The organism is Cognatilysobacter xinjiangensis, assembly GCF_014651995.1.
GTDB lineage: Bacteria > Pseudomonadota > Gammaproteobacteria > Xanthomonadales > Xanthomonadaceae > Cognatilysobacter > Cognatilysobacter xinjiangensis.
The window spans coordinates 226,729-247,776 of record NZ_BMXY01000001.1; the positions used below are offsets into that span (position 1 = coordinate 226,729).

The window sequence follows — 21,048 nt, forward strand, 5'->3', positions numbered from 1 at the left end:
GGTGCGGCGGGGTATGGAGCGTCGCCGGATCCGCCGTACTCGCCGCGCGTCAGTTCGTGCCGGTCGTCGTCGCCAGCAGGCGCGGGGCGATCTCGCCGAGCGGCGCCACCTCCATCGCCGCACCGCGCGCCACAGCGGCGCCGGGCATGCCCCAGATCACGCTGGTGGCCTGGTCCTGCGCGATGGTGGCCGCGCCGGCCTCGCGCAGCTTCAGCAGGCCGCGCGCGCCGTCGTCGCCCATGCCGGTCAGCAGTGCGGCGCTCGCATTGCGACCGGCATGCTCGGCCACCGACTCGAACAGCACGTCCACGCTCGGGCGGTGGCCGCTCACCGGGTTGTCGTCGCCGAGGCGGCAATGCCAGCGCGCGCCACTGCGCTGTACGCGCAGGTGGCGGCCGCCGGGGGCGATGTAGGCATGACCCGGCATGATCTGCTGGCCGTCCTGCGCCTCCATCACCGTCATGCGGCTGTGGCGGTCCAGGCGCTCGGCGAAGGCGGTGCTGAACTGCGCGGGGATGTGCTGCGCGATCACGATCGCGGGCGCGTCGGCCGGCATCGCCGACAGCACCTCGCGGATCGCCTCAGTGCCGCCGGTGGACGCGCCGATCGCGAGCAGGCGATCGGTGGTGCGATAACTCATCGCCGAGATCGACTCGACCGTCAGTGGACGCGTTTCGACGCGCGCCACGCGCGCGGACGCCGCCGCGCGCACCTTCTGCTGCAGCACCGACGCGTACTCGGCCATGCCGCGGGCGACATCGATCGAGGGCTTTGTGACGAAATCGACGGCGCCGAGCGAGAGCGCGTCGAGCGTGACGCCCGCGCCCGCCTGCGTCAGCGAGGACACCATCACCACCGGCATCGGCCGAAGGCGCATGAGGTTCTGCAGGAAGGTCAGCCCGTCCATGCGCGGCATCTCGACGTCGAGCGTGAGCACGTCGGGCCGTAGCTGCTTGATCTTCTCCCGCGCGATGAACGGATCGGCCGCCGTGCCGACGACGACGATGCCGGGATCGGCCGACAGCAGCTCGGTCATAAGCTGGCGGATCAGCGCGGAATCGTCGATCACCAGCACGCGGATGCGGCGGCCCTCCCGGGGCGCGCGGGCGATGGCGCTCATGAGAACAGCTCGACGCTGCCGGCGACCGGCGTATGCGACAGGCGGCCGTACAGCGCGCGCTCGGCCTTGACGATCTCCTCGTCGCGCGTGACCGGCAGGTGGCGCACCAGCGCGCGGCCGGTCTGCACGAAGAAGCAGACCTTGCGCGGATGCACGTCGCCGAGGTCGCGGGCGATGATCGGGATGCGCTCGGCTTCCAGATAGTCGACCACGAAGCGCGCGTTGCGGGTGCCGATCGGATCGCTGGTGAAGCCGCGCAGCACGTTGCCGCCGCCGAACACCTTGGCCTGCAGGCGGTTGCGCCGCGCGCCGCGCTTGAGCAGGTCGTTGATCAGCAGTTCCATCGCATGCGCGCCGTAGCGCGCGCTGCCGTCGGACTTCGCGGCCATCGATGCGGGCTCGCTGTCGGGCAGCATGAAGTGGTTCATGCCGCCGACGCCGACCGCAGGGTCGTACAGGCAGGCGGCCACGCAGGAGCCGAGCAGCGTCACCAGCGCGATCGGCTGGTCGGTGACGCGATACTCGGCCGGCAGCAGCCGGAAGGCGTGCGTCTGCAGCGCCTCGTCGTAATAGGTGCCGGGATCGGCAATGGCCAGTGCGGCGGACATCAGGGTTTGGGCCGGTAGATGGTGCGGCCGCATGGCGTGAACAGGTCGGTCGCGTGGCTGAAGCTTTCCGAGTGGCCGGCGTACAGCAGGCCGCCCGGGCCGAGCAGCGGACGCATGCGCTGGAGCAGGCCGTACTGCGTCGGCTTGTCGAAATAGATCATGACGTTGCGGCAGAAGATCGCCGCCAGCCCCGGCGCGATCGGATAGGGCGACTCGAGCAGATTGAGCGGGCGGAACTCGACCAGTTCGCGCAGCGCCGGTTTGATGCGGCACTGGCCCTCGTGCGGCCCGCTGCCGCGCTGGAAGAACGCCTGCTTACGCTCGTCCGACAGGCCGGCGATGCGCTCCACCGAGTACACGCCGCGCTCGGCCGTTTCCAGCACCTGCGTGTCGATGTCGGTCGCGAGGATGCGCACCGGCGGCGCGAGCGTGCCGAAGGCCTCGCAGGCGGTGATCGCCAGCGACCACGGCTCCTCGCCGGTGGACGCCGCCGCGCACCAGATACGCAGCGGTGCGTCCGCGCGCGGGCGCGGCGCCTCGCGCAGCTGCCGGATCAGCGCTTCGAAGTGATAGGCCTCGCGGAAGAACGAGGTGAGGTTGGTGGTCAGGCAGTTGACGAAGGCCTGCCATTCCTCGGCATCGCCGCTGTGCTCGAGCGCGTCGAGATAGTCGGCGAAGCGCGTGAACCCGCCCGCGCGCAGCCGCCGCACGAGGCGGCTATAGACCATGTCGCGCTTGTGCGGGCCGAGCGAGATGCCGGCGCGCTGGTGGATGAGCCGGGCGATGCGCGCGAAGTCGCGATCCTCGAACGCGAACACGCGCTCGAGGCTCGCGCCGACCGGTGCGTCGGCGCCGCGCTGCCGGGCGAGGCCCTCAGCCATCCTGCGCCTCCAGCCTGCGCCAGGGCGCGGCGGCAGGGTTGGCGGTCTGCGCGGCCAGCCAGTCCTCGAACGCGCGCGGCGACAGCGCCGGCGAGTACAGGAAACCCTGTGCCGCGTTGCAGCCCAGGCCGCGCAACAGTTCGGCCTGCGCCTGGCTTTCCACGCCCTCGGCGGTGACGTGCAGCTCCATGTTGCGCGAGATCAGCACGATGGACTTTACGATCGCGGCGTCACCGCGGTTGTCGAGCATGTCGCGCACGAACGAACGGTCGATCTTGACCCGGTCGATCGGGAAGCGCTGCAGCATCGACAGCGATGCGAAGCCGGTACCGAAGTCGTCGAACGACAGCCGCACGCCGCGGTCACGTAGCGCAGCCAGCGCGTAGGACGCGCTGTCGTCGGGCTTGAGCGCGATGGTCTCGGTGATCTCGAGCTCCAGCCGTTCCGGCGCGAGCCCGCTTTCGCGCAGCGCGACGTCGACGTCGTGGCGCAGGTCGGTCTCGTGCACCTGGCCGGGGAACAGGTTGATGCTGATGTCGATGCGGCGACCGCCGACTTCCGGCCACGTCGCGGCGTCGCGGCAGGCCTGGCGGATGATCCAGCGGCCGACGTCGTTGGCGAGCGCGCTAGAGGCCAGCACGTCGAGGAAGGCCGCCGGCGCGAGCAGGCCGCGCTCGGGATGGCGCCAGCGCAGCAGCGCCTCGGCGCCGAAGGTCAGCCCGTTGGCGAGGTCGACCTGCGGCTGGTAGTGCAGCTCGAACTCGCCGCGCGCGAATGCACGCCGCAGCTCGACTTCCAGCATGCGGCGGTCGATCACCTCGCGGCGCATGCCGAGGTCGTAGCGGCACCACTGCCGGCCGCCGCGCGCCTTGGCCTTGTACAGCGCGAGGTCGGCGCGCGCGATCAGCTCGCTCGCGTTGGGCAGTGAGTCCTCGCTGTGCAGGTCCTCGCGCACGGCGATGCCGACGCTGGCCTCGAAATGGACCGGCGTGCCCACCACCTCCATCGGCTCGCCGACGGCCTGCAGCATGCATTCGAGCAGCGGCGGCAGGTCGGCGGTGGCGATGCCGTCGAACAGCACGCCGAATTCGTCGCCGCCGAAGCGACCCACCTGCACGCCCGCGGGAAGCGCCAGGCGCAGGCGCGAGGCCACGGCCTGCAGCACCGTGTCGCCGGCCGCGTGGCCGAGCGTGTCGTTGATGGTCTTGAAGTTGTCGAGACCCAGCAGTGCGAGCGCCAGCGGGGACTCGGTGGCCTCCAGGCGCGCGGTCAGCGCCTCGACCAGCGCGGTGCGGTTGGGCAGGCCGGTCAGCGCGTCGTAGAGCGCGAGCTGGCGCAGCGTGGCCTGCTGTGCGAGGTCGTCGGTGATGTCGCGCAGGATGAAGGCACGGCCATGGCCCTGGCCGAGCCGCCAGACGCAGCGCGTGCCTTCGAGCGTGCGCACGTCGCCGTTCGGCCCGCGCACCTGTAGCTGCTGCTGCGGGGCCCGCCCGGTGGCCTCGGCGTCGTCGGCCTGCAACCAGGCGGTGACGGCCGCCGGATCGGCCTGCAGCTGCGCGGGGAACAGCACGTCCAGCGGCATGCCGCGGATCTGCCGCACGCGCATGCCGAACAGCATCTCGGCGGCACGGTTGGCGAGGGTGAGCTGGCCGTGCTCGTCGGTAACGATCATCGCGTTGAAGCCGGCCTGCATGATCTGCGTGGCGATGCGGTTGCGGCGCTGCAGGCAGTGACGCTCGATCAGCTTCTCGCCCAGCAGGACCACGCGGGCGAGGGCCTGCATCGTTTCGCGTCCGCAGGACGCACGCGGCGCGGCGTCGGCGATCGCCAGCGTGCCGATGTGGCCGGCGTCGCCCAGCAGCGCCTGCGCGTGCACGAAGCGCAGCGCGGGCGCGCCGGCGACGACGGGTTCGTCGACGAAGCAGGGGTCATCCTGGGCATCGGGCACGGTGAGGCGCGGCAACTCGGGATTCAGCGACTCGACCAGCGCCAGCAGCGAGTCGTCCATGCCCTCGTCGAGCCCGAAGCGCGCGACCACCTGCATGGCACCCGACGCATCGGCCAGCGTGAGCCAGGCGAAGGGCGCATCGGCGACGCGCGCGGCGAGCGCGACCACGTCGTCGAACTCCGCGCCCCAGCCCGAGGCATGGGCGAGCGCCTCCGCCAGCAACGAGGGTGAGGGCAGCGAAAGGTCCGACGGGGTGGAGGAGAGCGCCATTGAGGTCCTTCGATGGGCGGCCGGTTGCGGTCCGTGCGGTGAACCGGGCTATGCGCCCGTCAGTTAACGGCCCCGTACGACCCTGGCTGAAGCGTCGCGGGCGGTGAGCATTCAGGGAGTGCGAAGCCGGTCACGGCTGCGGTGCGACCGCGCGATTCGCCAAACGAACGACGCCGGCGCTGGGCCGGCGTCGTTCGTCGTTGCCACGGCGGGATCAGAACTCCTGCCAGTGCTGCTCGTTGCCGCTGCTCTTGGCCGTCTTGCGGGTCTTCGCCGCCGCGATCGGGGCGGCCTTGGCCGGTGCGGCCTTCTTCACCGGATCGACCGCACGCGCGAGCGCGGCGTTGACCTCGGCCTGAGCCTCGTCGAGGCGGAACGCGGCGACGGTCTCGACCAGCTGCACGGCCTGCTGCTCCAGCGAGCGCGCAGCCGCCGAGGCTTCCTCGACGAGCGTCGCGTTCTGCTGCGTGGATTCGTCCATCTGCAGGATGGCCTGGTTGACCTGCTCGATGCCGGTCGACTGCTCCTGCGAGGCGGCCGAGATGTCCGCGATGATGTCGCTCACGCGCTTCACGCTGGTGACGATCTCCTGCATCGTCTGGCCGGCCTGGTCGACCAGCTGCGTGCCTTCGCCGACCTTCTCCACCGAGTCGGTGATCAGGCCCTTGATCTCCTTCGCCGCCTGCGCCGAACGCTGCGCGAGCGAGCGTACCTCGGCCGCCACAACCGCGAAGCCGCGGCCCTGCTCGCCGGCGCGCGCCGCTTCCACCGCCGCGTTGAGCGCGAGGATGTTGGTCTGGAACGCGATGCCGTCGATGACGCTGATGATGTCGACGATCTTGCGGCTGGCCGCGTTGATCGCGCCCATCGTGTCGACGACCTTGTTGACCACCTGGCCGCCCTGCTGCGCGACGTCGGCGGCGCCGACAGCGAGCTGGTTGGCCTGGCGCGCGTTGTCGGCGTTCTGGCGCACGGTGGAGGTGAGTTCCTCCATCGACGAGGCCGTTTCCTCCAGCGACGCGGCCTGCGACTCGGTACGCGCCGAGAGGTCGCTGTTGCCGGAGGCGATCTCGCCGGCCGCGGTGTTGATCAGCTGGCTGCCCATGCGGATCTGGCCGACGATGCCCGCCAGCTGCTGCACGGTGCGGTTGGCGTTGTGCGCGAGCTCGCCGAACTGGCCCGGCAGGTTCTCGTCCGCGTTCTGCGTGAGGTCGCCGTCGGAGACCGCCGCGAGCAGCGAGCCCACTTCGCCGAGGCCGCGGTCCGCGCTCTCCATCAGCTCGTTGAGGTTGGAGATGATCTCGCGGTAGACGAACTCGAACGCCTCGGCGTCGCCACGCTGGCGGAAGTCGCCGTTGCGCGCGGCCTCGACCAGGCGGCGGATCTCGCCGTTGACGCTCAGCATGCCGGCCTTGACGGCGTCGACCGCGTCGGTGGCGGCCGCCTTCTTGCCCGGATAGCGCTCGATGTCGCGGGTCAGGTCGCCGCGGCCGTACTCGCCGACGATCGACAGCATGTCCAGCATCGAATCGACGTGCGAGAAGGTCAGCGAGTTGATCTCGTCGGCCATCACGCCGTACGAGCCCGGGAACTGCTCGGCGTCGATGCGGTACTCGATGTTGCCGGCCTGGTGCTCGTTGAACATGTCCTGCTGCGCCTTCGCGAAGCCGCGCAGCGCGCCGACGGCGTTCTCGATGCCGTCGCCGATCACGCGCAGCTCGTCCTGGCTCTTCACGCCGACCTTGTCCGGGAACTGGCCGACCGCCAGCATCTCGGCCGCGTTCTTGATCTTGGCGAGCGAGTCCTGCGTGCTGCGGCTGAAGCCGAAGAACAGGTAGGTCGAGAGCAGCAGGGTCAGCAGCACGATCGCGAAGACGATCGCGGCCTGGCGCTGCAGCGCGGCGACGTTGTCTTCCGACGCGGTGTCCATCGCCTGGCCCATCGCCTCCGAGGCCGCCATCACGGCGTCCTGCAGCTTCTTGTTCTGGGCGACCAGCGCCGGGAACGGCATGTCCTGGGTTTCGGCGTCGATCACGTTCTTCTGCACGAACTCGCGGTGCGCGAGGACGGCCTTGACCGCGTCGTCCATCTGCTTCGAAACCAGCGCAGCCACGTGCGGCGAGGAGCGCTTGAGGTTGGCGACGTCGAGCGTCACGCGGTCGATCAGGAAGTCCGCCATGCTGCTGGAGGAAGCAAAGTCGGCGCGGTCCTCGGTCCAGATCGACTGCTCGCCCAGCACGTGCGCGGCCGTGGTGCCGTAGGTGGCGCTGGCGTTGCTCAGTAGCGGCATCCATTCGGAGATGGCGCGGCCGGTATAGAACTCGCCCGGATCGGAGGTGACGTCCACGCCACCTGTGGAGGCGTATTCGCGCGTCAGGAGGCGCATCTGCCGCAGCGCCTTGTTATGCGCGGCGACCATCGCGCTCGCGTCGGCCTGCGGCGTCTGCGCGGCGGCCCAGGCGGTCCTGGCCGCGGCCAGCTGCGCGTCCAGCGAAGCGGTCGTTTCGTAATCCTTCCGCCAGGTCTCGACGGCCTTGAAGGCTTCGGCGACGCGCTTGTTGATGTCGTCGATCTTCGCCGCGCTGGGCGGCGAGTTGTAGAGCTTGAGCATCATCAGGTCGCGATGCGCCTGCATGGCGAACATCGCATCGTTGAGCGTGCGCAGCTCGACCGAAGTACTGCCGGCCAGTTTGGCGTCCGAGATCTGCTGCTGCGTATTGCGCACGACCAGCGTGCCGAGCACCGCGCAGGTAAGGGCGAATGCGCCGCCGATGAGCATCGCCTTCTGCGTGAAACGCAGCCGGCTCATCAGTCGCGTGGCCGGCGCGAGGATGCGATCGGCGATGGAGGAAGTGTTGGAACTCATGACAGCCTCGGACGAAGACCCTTCATGGGTCGACTGGGAGCGTCATCGGCGCGCGCGCCATGAACTTTAGTGACGGCCGCCCGGTTTTCGGGCCGCGGGTGCAGGTTTCGTGACGAGCCACGCCCCAGTGCGACCTTGGTCCGGTCGCTTCTGGGATGCGCGTCATGAACGGCGCACGAGGGCGGCCGGAAGTGGGGTCGAGGGTTAAAGAACCCCGCGGGATGGCCGATCCCCCGGTTACGGCGCCGCGAGCGCCGCGCCACGTATTTTTCAGGAGACCCCCCATGAATCGTTCCCTCGTATTCGCGGTCGCGATGGCGCTGGGCACCGCGCTGCCGGTCCGGGCGGCCGACCTGCAGCCGATCAAGCGCGTCGAACCGACCTATCCGCCGGAAGCGGCCCGCGCCGGCACCACCGGTTACGTCGACGTCGAGTTCGAAGTCGATCCGGCCGGCAAGGTCGCGGCCGTGTCCGTCGTCAATGCTAAGCCCACCCGCACCTTCGAGCAGGCCGCCGTTCGCGCAGTCAAGCAGTGGCAGTTCGCCCCGGGCGGCGGCAAGGGCAAGGTGCGCCTGAACTTCTCGATGTGATCCATCGGAAGGTCAGTCCGCCGGATCGCCGGCGGGCATGTCGCGCACAAAAAGAAGCCGCGCTGATGCGCGGCTTTTTTTGTGCGACGTGCGAAGCGCCTCAGTTGTTGGACAGCGACACCGCCTCGTCGCTGCCCGCTGCCGAGGTATCGGCCAGCCGCATCCGCGTGATCAGCAGTTCACGGTCGTGCCCCTGCACGACGGCGCGGCCGTGCAGGCCGAGCTGGGTGACGAGTTCGGCGCTGAAGACCGACAGGTCGCAGTCGAGGGCGCCGCGCGGGCGCAGCTCGTCGGAACGGCCGTGGCCGCCCTGCGGATCGAGCATGGACGGCATCAGAAGCAACGCCCCGTCGGTGCGCTCGAAGATGTGGAAGTTCATGGGGAATCCTGGCGCGCTGGGAGGCAGCGCCCGCCGGTGGACGGCGTCCCCGGATCGACGGGGAAGGGCTGCAGCTGACGGAAGCGACGGTAGCGACTTGCCCGCGATTCCGTGGAACGTTCCGCAATGCGGACAGCCATCACGGTACAGGGGCTTTCATGAATAGCAACGCGCGCACGCCGTTTGTCCGCCGAACGGTGCGCGGAAACATGAACGGCCGCTCATAAGCGGCCGTTGCATGCAAAGCGGTGCTGGCGCGAATCAGGCGGCGACGGCCTGCTCCACGAGCCCCATCTCTTCACTCGTCATCAGCCGCTCGATGTCGAGCAGGATCAGCATGCGTTCGTCGACGACGCCCAGGCCCATGAGGAACTTGCGGTCGATGGCCGAGCCCAGGTCCGGCACCGCGCGCAGCTGGTCGGGCTGCAGGCGCAGCACGTCGGACACGCTGTCGACCACGATGCCGATGGTGCGGCCGGCGATGCTCAGCACGATCATTACCGTGGTGTCGTCGTAGGTGGCCTGCGACAGCTGGAACTTCATGCGCATGTCCACCACCGGCACGATCAGGCCGCGCAGGTTGATCGCGCCCTTCACGAAGTCCGGCGCGCCCGGCAGGCGCGTGACCTGATCGTAGCCGCGGATCTCCTGCACCTTGAGGATGTCCACGCCGTACTCCTCGCTGCCGAGGGTGAAGGTGAGGTACTCGTGCTCGGTGAGGCCGGCGACGTCTTCGATGGCTTCGGTGCTCATGGGGTTCTCTGTCTCTGCGCGGCTCAGGCCGCGTCCTTCAGGCGCACGTGCTGCGCGAGGCCGTCGGCATCGACGATCAGCGCGACGCGACCGTCGCCGAGGATGGTGGCGCCGGATACGCCGGGGACCTTGCGGTAGTTGCTTTCGAGGTTCTTGATCACGACCTGCTGCTGGCCGAGCAGTTCGTCGACCTCCAAGGCGATGCGGCCGCGCTCGCTCTCCACCACCACCGCGATCGGTGGCGTATCGAGCAGCGCGCTCGCGGTGGTATCGATGCCGTAGCGCTCGGCGAGGTTGAGCATCGGGATGTAATCCTCGCGCAGGCGCAGCACGCGGTCGCCGCCGCCGATGGTGCGCACCTCGTCGCCCTTGGGCTGCAGCGATTCCACGACCACGTTGAGCGGCACCACGAACACCTCGTCGCCGACCGCGACGGTCATGCCGTCGAGGATCGCGAGAGTGAGCGGCAGGCGAATCGTCATCGTCGAGCCGCGGCCGGTCTCGCTGCGGATGTCGACGCCGCCGCCGAGCGCCTGGATGTTCCTGCGCACCACGTCCATGCCGACGCCGCGCCCGGACACGTCGGTGAGCGTGTCGGCGGTGGAGAAGCCCGGATGGAAGATCAGCTCCCAGACCTGCGCGTCGCTCGGGTTCTCGCCGATCGGCAGGTTCCGCTCGATCGCCTTGCGCAGGATCCTGTCGCGGTTGAGGCCGCGGCCGTCGTCGGTCACTTCGATGACGATGTGGCCGCCCTGGTGCATCGCGCTCAGCGCGATCGTGCCGGTCTCGTCCTTGCCCGCGGCGCGACGCTCTTCGGGCGCCTCGAGGCCGTGGTCGATCGAGTTGCGGATCAGGTGCACCAGCGGATCGACGATCTTCTCGATCACGCCCTTGTCCAGCTCGGTCTGCTCGCCGGTGGTCTTCAGGCGCACCTTCTTGCCCAGGCGCGTGGCGAGGTCGCGCACCATGCGCGGGAAACGGCTGAAGGCGAAGTCGACCGGCAGCATGCGGACGCTCATCACCGCTTCCTGCAGGTCGCGCGAGTTGCGCTCGAGCTGGTTGATCGCGGCCAGCAGGCCTTCGAACTGCACCGGGTCGAGCGACTCGGCGCGCTGGCGGATCATCGCCTGCGTGATCACCAGTTCGCCGACGAGGTTGATCAGCGCGTCGACCTTGCCGACGCCGACGCGGATCGAGCTTTCGGCGGCGCCGCCACCGGCGCTGGGCGCATGCGCGTCCGCGGCGGCCTCGGCCACGACCGGCGCGGCCTCGACGACCGGCGCCGGCTCGGGCTCGATCGCTTCGATCACGAGGTCGCACTGATCTTCGACCCAGGCGAACACGTCGTCGATCGCGCCGCGCTTCACGCTGCCCGGCAGCTCGAACGACCAGCCGAGATACGCGTTGACGGGATCGAGCTCGGCGAACGCGGGCAGCGTGTCGTCGAAGCAGGCCATGTCGCGCGCGCCGAGCTCGTCGAGCTCGCGCAGCATGCGCAGCGGATCGTTGCCGCTGAGGAACAGCGACGGATACGGGCGGAATACGATGCGCCAGCACTCGGGGCCGTCGCTCCCGGGCTTGGCGGCCGCGGCGGTCGGCGCCGCCGGGGCGACGCCGGTGAGCAGCGTGTCGAGTTCGCGCTTGCTCGCGTCGATCGCCGGCTGGTCGAGGCCGCTGCCGTTCTCGGCGTGGTCGATCATGCCGCGCAGCACGTCCACGGACGTCAGCAGCACGCTGATCGCGGCCGAATCGAGATGGCGCTTGCCGGCGCGGGCCTCGTCCAGCAGCGTCTCCATCACGTGGGTGAAGTCGCTGATGTACCTGAAGCCGAACGTGCCGGCGCCGCCCTTGATGGAGTGCGCGGCACGGAAGATCAGGTTGATCGTGTCCGCGTCGGAACGCCCCGCCTCCATGCCGAGCAGGCCGGACTCCATCGTGTCCAGGCCTTCGCGGCTTTCCTCGAAGAACGCCGCGTGGAACCGGCTCATGTCCATGGGGACGCGCTCCTGCGGATCAGCCGAGGACCTTGCGGACCGTCGCGAGCAACTGCTCCGGATCGAACGGCTTGACCAGCCAGCCGGTGGCGCCGGCGGCGCGGCCTTCCTGCTTCTTGTCGGTGCCCGACTCGGTGGTGAGCATCAGCAGCGGGGTGAAGCGGTAGTCGGGCAGCTGGCGCAGGTTGCGGATCAGCTCGATGCCGTCCATGCGCGGCATGTTGACGTCGGTCACCACCGCATCGAAGCGCTTGGTCTTGGCGATGTCGAGCGCGGCTTGGCCGTCCTCGGCCTCGCTGACGTTATAGCCGCCCGACGACAGCGCGAACGCGACCATCTGTCGCATGGAAGTGGAGTCGTCGACGATCAGCAGTTGCGCGCTCACGCAATATCTCCGTTTACAGCTTGAGTGTTATCGACGCCCAGGCTCGTCGCCAGCGCGAGCTGTCGCGCGGCGTTGACCAGGGCAGAGGAGGCGAGGGTGACGGTGGTGTGGCGGCCCGCGACGCTGCGGTCGCGCACGAAGGCATGCAGCAGCTGCAGCCCGGCGGCGTGCACGCGCTGCACCTGGTCGGCGACGAGCGACACGGGCTCGTCGTCCTCGAGATGCGGCAGCAGCACCTGGTGCAGCTCGCCCACGTGCTCGATGCCGAGGTCGGATTGAAGGCTCAGTTCGGCCATGACGCACCTCGCCGCGGAAAGGAATACGACCGGTTTAACGGCGGCGTCACGGGCGACTTGAGGCGGCCGGGGTGCGAGGCGCGTCGCAGTTCGGGAGGCCGGCGGCCGTCGCGACGTGGCGAGGAGCGCGCACGGCGAGGCGACCGGCACGGGCTGCCGGTCGATCCGGGCGGTGCGAGTCAGTCGAACAGCGCGTCGGCGTCGAGCAGCACCGTCGGGGCGTCGGTGACGCGCGCCACGCCCAGCGTCGGGCCCGGGTCGGCGCCCGGCAGCGGCGGCTCGACGTGCTCGGCCTCCAGCGACACGACGTCCTCGACGCAGGTCACCAGCACGCCGATCAGCTCGTCGTCGCGCTCGATCACCACCACGCGCGAGCGTTCCTCGACGCGCACGGCGCCGACGTCCAGCCACAGGCCGAGGTCGAACACCGGCACGATGCGGCCGCGCAGGTTCATCACGCCCAGCACCGAATGCGCGGCGCCGCGCATGGCCACCACCGGCGCCACGCGCACGACCTCCTGCACCCGCAGCAGCTCGAAGGCATAGGAATCGTGGTCGACGCAGACGCGCAGCCAGCGGTTGCCGCCGGTGGCGGTGCGGGCGCGGCCACTGGACGCGATCGGCGTGCGCGGGATGGGCGCGATCGGATCGGTGGCGATGAAGTTTGCCAGCGACGGCATCGCACGCGCCGGGCCGGGCGCGGGGGCCTGCATGCGTGCGGGCGGCTCGACCGGCATTGCAGGCGCGATGGGCGCCGGCGGGGGTTCGGGCGCGTTCGCCTCGCGCAGCGGCTTCGGCAGCGCGTCGGCCGCGATCGTGGCGGGCTGGAACTCGCCGCCGAGCAGTTCGTCGAGGTAGGCGTCGATGGGGGCCATGGTCACGCGGCTTCGCATTCGAGGGATATGGGATCGAGGAGCCACTGCAGCGCCTCGCGATAGGCATCGGCGCCGCGGCTGGCGAGCGTCGGGCCGGTCGCCACCGCCGCGGCGTCGCGCAGGCGCGTGTCGAGCGGGATCGGATCGGGGCTGACCTGCTCGCCGTAGGTCTCGCGCAGCGCATCGAGGCTCTGCTGGCCGGACCGGGTGCGGCGATCGTGCAGCGTCGGGATCACCGCGCGCGGCAGCGGGCGGCGGCGCGAGCGCTCCACCATGTCGGCGGTGCGCATCATGTCGCGCAGGCCGTGCAGCGCCAGCGGATCGGTCTGCGTCGGCGCGACCAGGCGGTCGGCCGCGGCCAGCGCGTTGACCATCAGCAGGCCGAGCGTGGGCGGGCAGTCGAGCAGCACGTAGTCGTAGGCGCCGCGCGAGGCGTGCAGCGCGCGGCCGAGCGCAAGGCCGAGGCCCGGCTGGGTGGCACCGCGGCGCTCGAGCGTGGCGAGCGCGGGCTGCGCGGGACAGAGCGTCAGTCCGTCCACCGGCGTTTCGCGCGCGAGGCGCGACAGCGTCGGCGCCGCGTCGGTGAACAGCTCGTACGCGCCGCGCGGCGTCGGGTCGGTCGGCACGCCGAAGGCATGCGACAGCGAGGCATGCGGGTCGAGGTCGACCAGCAGCACGCGGTGGCCCGCGCCGACCAGGCCGCGCGCGAGGCACAGCGTGGTCGTCGTCTTGCCGACGCCGCCCTTCTGGTTGGCGATGGCCCAGGTCTGCATCAGGCGGTCCTCCGGTCGGAGCGGGTCTCGCGCATCGCGACGGACACCGTGCCGCTGCGAGTCACCGCGTCGGTGCCCAGGCCCGCGGGCAGGATCACCAGCATCACGCGGCGGTTGGCGTTGCGGCCCTCGGACGTGGCGTTGTCGGCCACGGGCTGGAATTCGGCATAGCCGGTCATCGACAGGCGCTGCGGCGCGATGCCGGCATCGACCATCACATGCAGCACGCTGGCCGCGCGCGCGGCCGACAGTTCCCAGTTCGACGGGAACTGCGGGCTGGCGATCGGCTGGTTGTCGGTATAGCCCTCCACGCGCAGGGCGTTGGGCTCGTCGCGCAGCACGTCGGCGACCTTGCGGACGGTGTCGATGGCGAGCGCGCTGGGCCGCGCCGAGCCGCTGGCGAACAGCAGGTCGCTCTGGATCTCGACCTCGAGGTAATCGGTGCCGCGACGCACGCGCACCAGCTTCTGCTTGACCAGCCCGGAAAGCGCGTCGCCGATGCGGTTGCCGATGCCCTGCAACTGCTTCGCCGAGCGCGCCTGCGCATCGGCGGCGGCCTCCGCGGCCGGCAGCGGCAGCGGTGCGAGCTGCACCGCGGCAGCGCGCGTGGGCGCGGTGCTGCCCTTGGTGGCGAGCGTGGGGCGGTCGTGGTCGGCGCCGCGCACCTGCGTCTTGCCCAGCTGCACCGGCGTGATTGCCTTGGGCGGCCCGCCGAGCGCGTTCGACAGCGAGTCGGCCACCGCGCGGTACTTGCCGGCGTTGACCGAGGAAATGGCGTACATCACCACGAAGAAGGCGAGCAGCAGCGTCACGAGGTCGCCGTAGGGGATCGCCCAGGCCTCGTGGTTCATGTGCTCTTCGTGGACGTGCCGGCGCGCCATCAGTGCAGGTAGCCCGACAGCCGCGATTCGATGTTGCGCGGGTTCTCGCCCTGCGCGATGGCGATCAGTCCCTCGATCAGCATCTCGCGCTCCAGCGCCTGGCCGTTGACCACGCCCTTGAGCTTGGCCGCCATGGGCAGCAGTGCGAGGTTGGCCGCGCCGATGCCGTAGATGGTCGCGGTAAACGCGGCGGCGATGCCGTGGCCGAGCTTGCTCGGGTCGGCGAGGTTCTTCATCACCGCCATCAGGCCCAGCACCGCGCCGATGATGCCCAGCGTGGGCGAGTAGATGCCCATGCCCTCGAAGACCTTGGCGGCGGCCATGTCGCGCTGCTGCTGGCCCTGCATCTCGATCTCGAGCGTCTGGCGGATCTGCTCGGGCTCGTTGCCGTCCACCACCATCTGCAGGCCCTTGCGCAGGAACTCGTCGTCGACGTTCGACAGCTCGGGCTCGAGGCCCAGCAGGCCCTGGCGGCGCGCGATGTTGCTCCATTCGACGAGGCGGCGGATCTGCGCGGCGCCGTCGCGCGCCGGCGGGCGGAACACCCAGCCGAGGATCTTCATGGCGCGGCGGAACGTCGCCATCGGCGTCTGCACCAGCGTTGCGGCCAGCGTGCCGAGGATCACGATCACGAAGGCGGCGGGCGACCACAGCCCCGAAAGCCCGGCGCCCTTGAGCACGCTGCCGCCGACGAGGGCGACCAGCGCGAGCACGACGCCGATGAGAGTGAGCCTGTCCATCGGCCCCGTTAACGGGCAGCGGTGCCGCTTTCTTGAGCCGGTACCGCCCGGGTCATGCGGTCAGTGGCGGCGTCGGCGGCGGCCTGCGACGAGAAGCTGCACGACGACCAGCGCGGCCGCGACCAGCGCCGCGACGGCCGTCACGTTCGCGCCGGGCAGCGTGGAATCGTGCTGCTGCACCCAGGCCGCGACGAGCCCCCAGGCCGCCGCGGCCGCATAGGGCAGGCTGCGCAGCCGCGCGTTGACCAGCAGCAGCGCGAGCGTGGCGAGCGCCAGCAGCACCAGGCTCCAGCCGAGCATGTCGCCGGTCGGCAGCCAGCGGTAGGCGACGATCGTCTGCGCGAGGTTGAGGAAGCTCGCCAGCGTCAGCCAGCCCGCGTGCAGCGGCAGCGCCCAGCGCGAGACCGCCCGGGTCGCCGGATCGGCCAGCACGATGCGCGAGGCCTGCACCATGCCCAGCGTCGCCGCGAAGATAATCGCGACGCACAGCGCGTAATGCCCGGCCGAGAACAGCGGCATCCAGATCGCGCTGCCGCCGAAGCCCAGCGCCGTCCACGGCGCGGCCCGATCGAGCGAGGCCAGCGCGCGCCGGCGGCCACCGGCCTGCAGCAGCCCGTGCAGCACGTCGAGGAGGAAGATCAGGCCCCAGATCGAGAACGCATAGCCCGCGGCGACCAGCAGCGTGGGATAGCGGTCGGAGATCTCGCCGTTGGTGGGCCCGAACGCGCCGCGCTGGGCGAACCAGGCGATCACGGGCATCGACAGCGAAAGCAGCAGGACGAGCAGGCGCATGCGGCGGCTCCGGACAAGGAGGGTACGTTCATAGCAGCCGCGCCGTGGCGGCCGCGAAACGGCGTGACGGGCGGGTGAGAGCGGCCTCGGTGGTGCATGCGATCCTCCGCGGCCGCCGCTGCCCAGCCCACCGCCGTGTCCGCTCCCGCGTCCGACCAGATCCAGCTCGCGCCCGCCTTCGACACCCGGCATCGCGACGTGCTGGACGCGATGAGCATCGGCTTCTGCATCATCGAGATCCTCTTCGACGCGACTGGGCATCCGGTCGACTACCGCTATCTCGAAACCAACGGTGTCTTCGAGCAGCAGACCGGCCTGAACGATGCCGTGGGCCGCACCATCCGCGAACTCGTGCCGGACATCCGCGCGGGCTGGATCGAGCGCTACGCCGCAGTGCTGGAAACGCGCGAGCGCCTGAAGGTCGTCGACCTGGTGCCGTCGATCGGCCGCTGGTTCGAGGTGGAGGCGCTGCCGCTCGATCCGGTGGCCGCGCCGCACCAGCTGGCACTGCTTTTCCGCGACGTCAGCGCCGACCGTCGCCTCGAGGCCGCGCGCGAGGAAGCCTGGACGGCGCTGCAGGCCAGCCGCGCGCAACTGCGTTTCGCGCTCGATTCGGTGTCCGCGGGCCTGTTCGACTGGGACGTGCCGACGGACGTGCTGAGCTGGGATGCCTGCGCGCGCGCCATCTACGGCGTGCCGGCAGACGCCGAGCCCAACGCCGAGCTGCTGCTCTCGCGCATGCATCCCGACGACCGCGAGCCGTTCGACGCGGCGCTGCAGCAGGCGCTCGCAGCCGGTAGTACGCACGAATGGCGCCATCGCTTCCGCATCCTCGCGGGCGACGGCGTGCGCTGGGTGGATTCCATCGGCCGGCTGGTGTTCGGCGAGCAGGACGGCCGTGCCGTGCCGCTGCGTCTCAGCGGCCTGGTGTTCGACGTCACCGCCGACGTCGAGGCGGCGCGCAGCCTGGAGGTCAGCCAGTCCGCGCTGCGCGAGGCGGAAGAGCGCCTGCTGCTGGCGATGTCCTCCTCGTCGCTGGGCTGGTGGGACGTCAATCCCGACACCTTCGAGGTGTACTGGTCGCCGAGCGCGCGGCGCCTGTTCGACATCGGCGGCGATGACGAGACGGTGCACCTGAGCGATCCGGTCTCGCGCATGCATGCGGACGACCGCCAGCGCGTCGGCGACGCGATCGCACTCGCGCTGCGCGGCGAGGACGAAGGCCGCTACCACGAGCAGTACCGCGTGATCCATCGCGACGGCAGCATGCGCTGGGTCGACGCGATCGGCCAGGCGCACTTCGATGTCGTCGACGGCGAGCGTCGCGCGGTGCGGTTCGCCGGCGTGCTCTGGGACGTCACCGAGCAGCGTCGACACCTCGACGCCATGCGCGAGGCCAGTCGGCAGAAGGACGTCTTCCTCGCCACGCTCGCGCACGAGCTGCGCAACCCGCTCGCGCCGGTGCGCACGGCGGCGCACCTGCTCGCGCAGGCCGCGCACGATCCCGCGCGCGTCGCCTGGGCGAGCGAAGTGATCCAGCGCCAGGTCGGCCACATGGGCCGGCTGCTGGAAGACCTCATGGACGTCGCGCGCATCACCCGCGGCCGGCTTACCCTGCAGCCGCAGGACGCGTCGCTCGGCGACATCGTTCGCAGCGCGCTCGAAAGCGTGCAGGACGCGATCGACGCGCGCGGCCACGTGCTGGAAGTCGACATGCCCGCGCCGGACGCGCCGGTGCGGCTCGACCCGGTGCGCATGTCGCAGGTGCTGTCGAACCTGCTCGCGAACGCGGCGAAATACACCGATCGCGGCGGCCGCATCGCACTGTCGGCGCGGGTCGACGGCCACGACGCCGTGCTGCGCGTGACCGACAGCGGCATCGGCCTCGAACCCGACCGCATCGATTCGATCTTCGACATGTTCTCGCAGCGCGAGGAAGCGCTCTCGCGCGCCGAAGGCGGCCTCGGCATCGGCCTCGCGCTGGTGCGCGGGCTGGTGGAGCTGCATGGGGGCCGCGTGCAGGCGTCGAGCGAGGGGCCGGGCAAGGGCAGCGCGTTCACCGTGCGCGTTCCGGCCGGCCACGTGCAGCGCGAGGCCGGCACGACGGCGGGCGAGGGCGCCGCGACGAAACCGCTGTCGATCCTGGTTGCCGACGACAACCACGACGCGGCCGACATGCTGGCGGCGCTGCTCGGCCTCGGCGGCCACGACGTCACCACCGTCTACAGCGGCGAGGATGCGATCGCGCAGGCGCGTCGCGCACCGCCCGACGTCGCCCTGCTCGACATCGGCATGCCCGACATCTCCGGGTATGACGTGGTCATCGCGCTACGCGAATTCCTGCCCGCGCCGGGCCCGCACATCGCCGCGCTCAGCGGCTGGGGTCGTCCCGAGGACCAGGGCCGCGCGCTCGCCGCCGGCTTCGACCGCCACTTCACCAAGCCGGTCGATGCCGGCGCACTGCTGGACTGGCTGGCGACGGTGGTGGCCGCGACTAGGTGACCCGCGCCGGCGTCCGTGCGCTGTCACGCGAAGACGTCGCGTCGCCCAGCTGGAAAACGGACACCGCTTCGACGAGTTGCCGCGCCTGCGTCTCCAGTGCCTGCGCCGAAGCGCTGGCCTCCTCGACCAGCGCGGCGTTCTGCTGAGTGCTCTCGTCCATGTGCACCACCGCCTGATTCACATGGCTGATGCCGGTGGACTGCTCCGCGGCCGCGCCGGCGATGTTCGCGACCAGGGCGGCGGCCTCGGTTATGCGCATGACAATGCCATCCATCGACATGCCGGCACGCGCGACCAGCGCGCGACCCTCGTCGACCGCTTGGGTGGAGCGCCCGATCAGCTGCCGGATCTCCCGCGCGGATGCGGACGAACGCTGGGCGAGTGCCCGTACCTCGCTCGCCACCACCGCGAATCCGCGCCCCTGCTCGCCGGCGCGCGCCGCCTCGACCGCGGCATTGAGCGCGAGGATGTTGGTCTGGAACGCGATCGCGTCGATGACCGACACGATATCGGCGACCTTCACGGAGGCGTCGTGGATCTGCGCCATCGTCGCCACCACGCGTTCGACCAGTTCTCCGCCGTCGCGGGCCTGCGCCGCGGCGTCGTCGGCCAGCGTCCGCGCCTGTGCGGCGTTGCCGGCGGACTGCCGAACCGTGGTGGTCAGTTCCTCCATCGAGCTCGCGGTCTGCTCGAGCGCGGCGGCTTGCTGCTCGGTGCGACGCGAAAGATCCTCGTTTCCTTCGGCGATCTCGCGGGAGGCGATGTGGATGTGCGCACTGGCCTCTCGAATCGTCCGGACGATCGCACCGAGTTGCTCGAAGGTCTGGTTGGCGCGCGACTTCATCTCGTGGAAGAGGCCGTGCATCTCGGCGGTGATGCGCGGCCGCAGGTCGCCGTGGGCGAGGGCATCCAGTGCGTCGGCGGTGGCGCGAAGGCTCAGCTCGGTCGTCTCCAGCAGCTCGTTGACGCCGCTGCCCAGAACTTCGAGGAAACCGTCCTGGCCGTCGAGGCCGATGCGGCGGCTGAAATCGCCGCGCGCCGCCGCTTGAACCACGTCGCCCACCTCGCGGGCCAGCGCCTTCATCGCCATCGTCAGGTCGCGCCATTCCGTGACGAAGCCGACGCGGCGGCCCGCATTGTCAAATACCGGCGTCACCATCAGCTCGAAGCGGCGGCCGCCGGGCGCGATTCGTGCACGGTGCGGCCGGTCGAGCGTCGCGAGCATGGCGCGCTGGTGGGCGGGGTCGCGATGAAACACATCGATCGACCGACCCACGAGGGCGTCCGCACGGAAGCCCGGCAACGCGGCCTTCAGGTCGTCTTCGGCGGCCGCAAACATGCGCTGCATCGCGGGATTGACATACAGGATGGTGAGGTCCGCGTCGGCGATCATCATGTTCACGTCGGCCGCGTCGAGTGCGCTTCGGATGCGCGCCGATTCGGCGGCACGTCGCGCCTGATCCTGGATCTCGAATCCGAGGCGCACCTGTATCGCCTTGATGCCCAGGAACATCGCGCCAACCTCGTCATCCCGGTCGATCGGCAGATGGGCGTCGTAGCGTCCGCTGGCGAGCAAGCGGAATTGCCGGCCAGCCTCTTCGAGCCGGCCGACGACGTCGCGCGCGAGCCACCAGGCGCAGTACAGCGCGAACGCGGTGCCGCCGCCGATGGTCGCGAGGATCAGCCAGGACGGTGCCCCGCGCGCCTGCAGCGCCATCAGCACCAGCCCATACGCGCCCATGCCGAGCGCGGCGCTCAACAGCCGCGCGCGCAGCGACATCTTCCAGAGCGGATTGAAGCGGCGAGTCCACCGTTCGGGGCCGCACAGGCGTCCCTGCCGCAGCTGCTTGCTCGACGTGCCCGCGCGCAGCGCCGCGTAGGCCGCCTCGCACTCGCGAACCTGGTCGCGCGTGGCCTGGCGGCGCACCGACATGTAGCCGACGTGGGCGCCATTCTCGTGCACGGGCACGGCGTTGGCCTGCACCCAGTAGTGGTCGCCGTTCTTGCAACGGTTCTTGACCAAGCCGACCCACGGGCGACCGGCCTGGAGGGTCGCCCATAGATCGGCGAAGGCCTGGGACGGCATGTCGGGATGGCGCACGATGTTGTGCGGCTGTCCGATCAGTTCGGCCTCGGTGAATCCACTCACCCGGACGAAGGTGGGATTCACCGACACGATGCGGCCCTTGAGGTCGGTGCGGGAGACGATCTCCTCGCCCTCGGGCAGCAACACTTCGACCTGTGTCACGGGTAGGTTCTGGCGCATGGGCGCGACTCGGCTGGGATCCCCTGTGTCGGTCGGCTCCCTTGCGAGATGTCGTGACGCGATTGGCAGTCGGCCGACGGACGGGCGCAACGATAGGGCCGCCCGGCGGCGGCCCGTTTGAGGGTGGTC

At 70.4% G+C, this 21,048-nt stretch carries 18 protein-coding genes; 2 read left to right on the forward strand and 16 right to left on the reverse strand.

Translation table 11 applies throughout. From position 1 onward, the window contains the following. Positions 1–49: 49 nt before the first annotated feature. From IE066_RS01005 to IE066_RS14920, 5 genes are all read right to left on the reverse strand, one after another. Entirely contained in the window at positions 50–1,120 is a 1,071-nt protein-coding gene (locus tag IE066_RS01005; protein ID WP_189446472.1) for a protein-glutamate methylesterase/protein-glutamine glutaminase, read from the reverse strand. Beyond that, the gene (cheD, locus tag IE066_RS01010; RefSeq protein ID WP_189446473.1) at positions 1,117–1,728 is read right to left on the reverse strand and encodes a chemoreceptor glutamine deamidase CheD; all 612 of its coding nucleotides are present in this window, start codon (positions 1,726–1,728) and stop codon (positions 1,117–1,119) included. Before cheD ends, IE066_RS01005 begins: the two co-directional genes overlap by 4 nt. Beyond that, positions 1,728–2,609, reverse strand: coding sequence for a CheR family methyltransferase (locus IE066_RS01015; protein WP_189446474.1), 882 nt, complete (start codon positions 2,607–2,609; stop codon positions 1,728–1,730). The genes cheD and IE066_RS01015 overlap by 1 nt, the downstream gene beginning before the upstream one ends. Next, the gene (locus IE066_RS01020) at positions 2,602–4,827 is read right to left on the reverse strand and encodes a putative bifunctional diguanylate cyclase/phosphodiesterase (RefSeq protein WP_189446475.1); all 2,226 of its coding nucleotides are present in this window, start codon (positions 4,825–4,827) and stop codon (positions 2,602–2,604) included. Before IE066_RS01020 ends, IE066_RS01015 begins: the two co-directional genes overlap by 8 nt. A 214-nt stretch (positions 4,828–5,041) precedes the next feature. Next, complete coding sequence (locus tag IE066_RS14920) at positions 5,042–7,693, reverse strand: methyl-accepting chemotaxis protein (RefSeq protein ID WP_308427405.1); 2,652 nt, start codon at positions 7,691–7,693, stop codon at positions 5,042–5,044. A gap of 284 nt (positions 7,694–7,977) precedes the next feature. Here IE066_RS14920 and IE066_RS01030 point away from each other — a divergent pair, with 284 nt between their 5' ends. Continuing rightward, positions 7,978–8,283, forward strand: a complete 306-nt coding sequence (locus IE066_RS01030) for an energy transducer TonB (protein WP_189446476.1) — start codon at positions 7,978–7,980, stop codon at positions 8,281–8,283. Between the two features lie 100 nt (positions 8,284–8,383). On the opposite strand, the gene IE066_RS01035 is transcribed toward IE066_RS01030, so the two are convergent. The 10 genes from IE066_RS01035 to IE066_RS01080 form a co-directional block, all read right to left on the reverse strand. Then, complete coding sequence (locus tag IE066_RS01035) at positions 8,384–8,662, reverse strand: hypothetical protein (RefSeq protein WP_189446477.1); 279 nt, start codon at positions 8,660–8,662, stop codon at positions 8,384–8,386. Positions 8,663–8,923: 261 nt separating this feature from the next. Continuing rightward, complete coding sequence (locus IE066_RS01040; RefSeq protein ID WP_189446478.1) at positions 8,924–9,415, reverse strand: chemotaxis protein CheW; 492 nt, start codon at positions 9,413–9,415, stop codon at positions 8,924–8,926. A gap of 23 nt (positions 9,416–9,438) precedes the next feature. Next, positions 9,439–11,409 carry a chemotaxis protein CheA gene (locus tag IE066_RS01045; protein ID WP_189446479.1) on the reverse strand — a complete coding sequence of 657 codons (1,971 nt, stop codon included), beginning with the start codon at positions 11,407–11,409 and terminating at the stop codon, positions 9,439–9,441. Positions 11,410–11,428: 19 nt separating this feature from the next. Then, the gene (locus IE066_RS01050) at positions 11,429–11,794 is read right to left on the reverse strand and encodes a response regulator (protein ID WP_189446480.1); all 366 of its coding nucleotides are present in this window, start codon (positions 11,792–11,794) and stop codon (positions 11,429–11,431) included. Next, complete coding sequence (locus tag IE066_RS01055; RefSeq protein WP_189446481.1) at positions 11,791–12,090, reverse strand: STAS domain-containing protein; 300 nt, start codon at positions 12,088–12,090, stop codon at positions 11,791–11,793. Before IE066_RS01055 ends, IE066_RS01050 begins: the two co-directional genes overlap by 4 nt. A 179-nt stretch (positions 12,091–12,269) precedes the next feature. After that, positions 12,270–12,965 (reverse strand): chemotaxis protein CheW, encoded by a 696-nt coding sequence (locus tag IE066_RS01060; RefSeq protein WP_189446482.1) that lies wholly within the window; start codon positions 12,963–12,965, stop codon positions 12,270–12,272. 2 nt (positions 12,966–12,967) lie between these two features. After that, entirely contained in the window at positions 12,968–13,738 is a 771-nt protein-coding gene (locus IE066_RS01065) for a ParA family protein (RefSeq protein WP_189446483.1), read from the reverse strand. Next, positions 13,738–14,619, reverse strand: coding sequence for a flagellar motor protein MotD (motD, locus tag IE066_RS01070; RefSeq protein WP_189446484.1), 882 nt, complete (start codon positions 14,617–14,619; stop codon positions 13,738–13,740). Before motD ends, IE066_RS01065 begins: the two co-directional genes overlap by 1 nt. Further along, positions 14,619–15,359 carry a flagellar motor protein gene (locus IE066_RS01075; protein WP_189446485.1) on the reverse strand — a complete coding sequence of 247 codons (741 nt, stop codon included), beginning with the start codon at positions 15,357–15,359 and terminating at the stop codon, positions 14,619–14,621. Before IE066_RS01075 ends, motD begins: the two co-directional genes overlap by 1 nt. A 60-nt stretch (positions 15,360–15,419) precedes the next feature. Further along, entirely contained in the window at positions 15,420–16,151 is a 732-nt protein-coding gene (locus IE066_RS01080) for a hypothetical protein (protein WP_189446486.1), read from the reverse strand. A 96-nt stretch (positions 16,152–16,247) separates the two neighbouring features. On the opposite strand from IE066_RS01080, the gene IE066_RS01085 reads away from it, so the two are divergent. Then, positions 16,248–18,653, forward strand: coding sequence for a hybrid sensor histidine kinase/response regulator (locus IE066_RS01085; RefSeq protein ID WP_189446487.1), 2,406 nt, complete (start codon positions 16,248–16,250; stop codon positions 18,651–18,653). Here IE066_RS01085 and IE066_RS01090 read toward each other — a convergent pair. Continuing rightward, the gene (locus tag IE066_RS01090) at positions 18,646–21,009 is read right to left on the reverse strand and encodes a methyl-accepting chemotaxis protein (RefSeq protein WP_229790617.1); all 2,364 of its coding nucleotides are present in this window, start codon (positions 21,007–21,009) and stop codon (positions 18,646–18,648) included. The two genes, IE066_RS01085 and IE066_RS01090, sit on opposite strands and share 8 nt — an antisense overlap. Between the last annotated feature and the right edge of the window lie 39 nt (positions 21,010–21,048).

Bases quoted from the DNA above. Each gene is read 5' to 3' on its own strand.
- IE066_RS01005 (WP_189446472.1), bottom strand. From the start codon at position 1,120: ATGAGCGCCATCGCCCGCGCGCCCCGGGAGGGCCGCCGCATCCGCGTG.
- cheD (WP_189446473.1), bottom strand. From the start codon at position 1,728: ATGTCCGCCGCACTGGCCATTGCCGATCCCGGCACCTATTACGACGAG.
- IE066_RS01015 (WP_189446474.1), bottom strand. From the start codon at position 2,609: ATGGCTGAGGGCCTCGCCCGGCAGCGCGGCGCCGACGCACCGGTCGGC.
- IE066_RS01020 (WP_189446475.1), bottom strand. From the start codon at position 4,827: ATGGCGCTCTCCTCCACCCCGTCGGACCTTTCGCTGCCCTCACCCTCG.
- IE066_RS14920 (WP_308427405.1), bottom strand. From the start codon at position 7,693: ATGAGTTCCAACACTTCCTCCATCGCCGATCGCATCCTCGCGCCGGCC.
- IE066_RS01030 (WP_189446476.1), top strand. From the start codon at position 7,978: ATGAATCGTTCCCTCGTATTCGCGGTCGCGATGGCGCTGGGCACCGCG.
- IE066_RS01035 (WP_189446477.1), bottom strand. From the start codon at position 8,662: ATGAACTTCCACATCTTCGAGCGCACCGACGGGGCGTTGCTTCTGATG.
- IE066_RS01040 (WP_189446478.1), bottom strand. From the start codon at position 9,415: ATGAGCACCGAAGCCATCGAAGACGTCGCCGGCCTCACCGAGCACGAG.
- IE066_RS01045 (WP_189446479.1), bottom strand. From the start codon at position 11,409: ATGGACATGAGCCGGTTCCACGCGGCGTTCTTCGAGGAAAGCCGCGAA.
- IE066_RS01055 (WP_189446481.1), bottom strand. From the start codon at position 12,090: ATGGCCGAACTGAGCCTTCAATCCGACCTCGGCATCGAGCACGTGGGC.
- IE066_RS01060 (WP_189446482.1), bottom strand. From the start codon at position 12,965: ATGGCCCCCATCGACGCCTACCTCGACGAACTGCTCGGCGGCGAGTTC.
- IE066_RS01065 (WP_189446483.1), bottom strand. From the start codon at position 13,738: ATGCAGACCTGGGCCATCGCCAACCAGAAGGGCGGCGTCGGCAAGACG.
- motD (WP_189446484.1), bottom strand. From the start codon at position 14,619: ATGGCGCGCCGGCACGTCCACGAAGAGCACATGAACCACGAGGCCTGG.
- IE066_RS01075 (WP_189446485.1), bottom strand. From the start codon at position 15,359: ATGGACAGGCTCACTCTCATCGGCGTCGTGCTCGCGCTGGTCGCCCTC.
- IE066_RS01080 (WP_189446486.1), bottom strand. From the start codon at position 16,151: ATGCGCCTGCTCGTCCTGCTGCTTTCGCTGTCGATGCCCGTGATCGCC.
- IE066_RS01085 (WP_189446487.1), top strand. From the start codon at position 16,248: ATGCGATCCTCCGCGGCCGCCGCTGCCCAGCCCACCGCCGTGTCCGCT.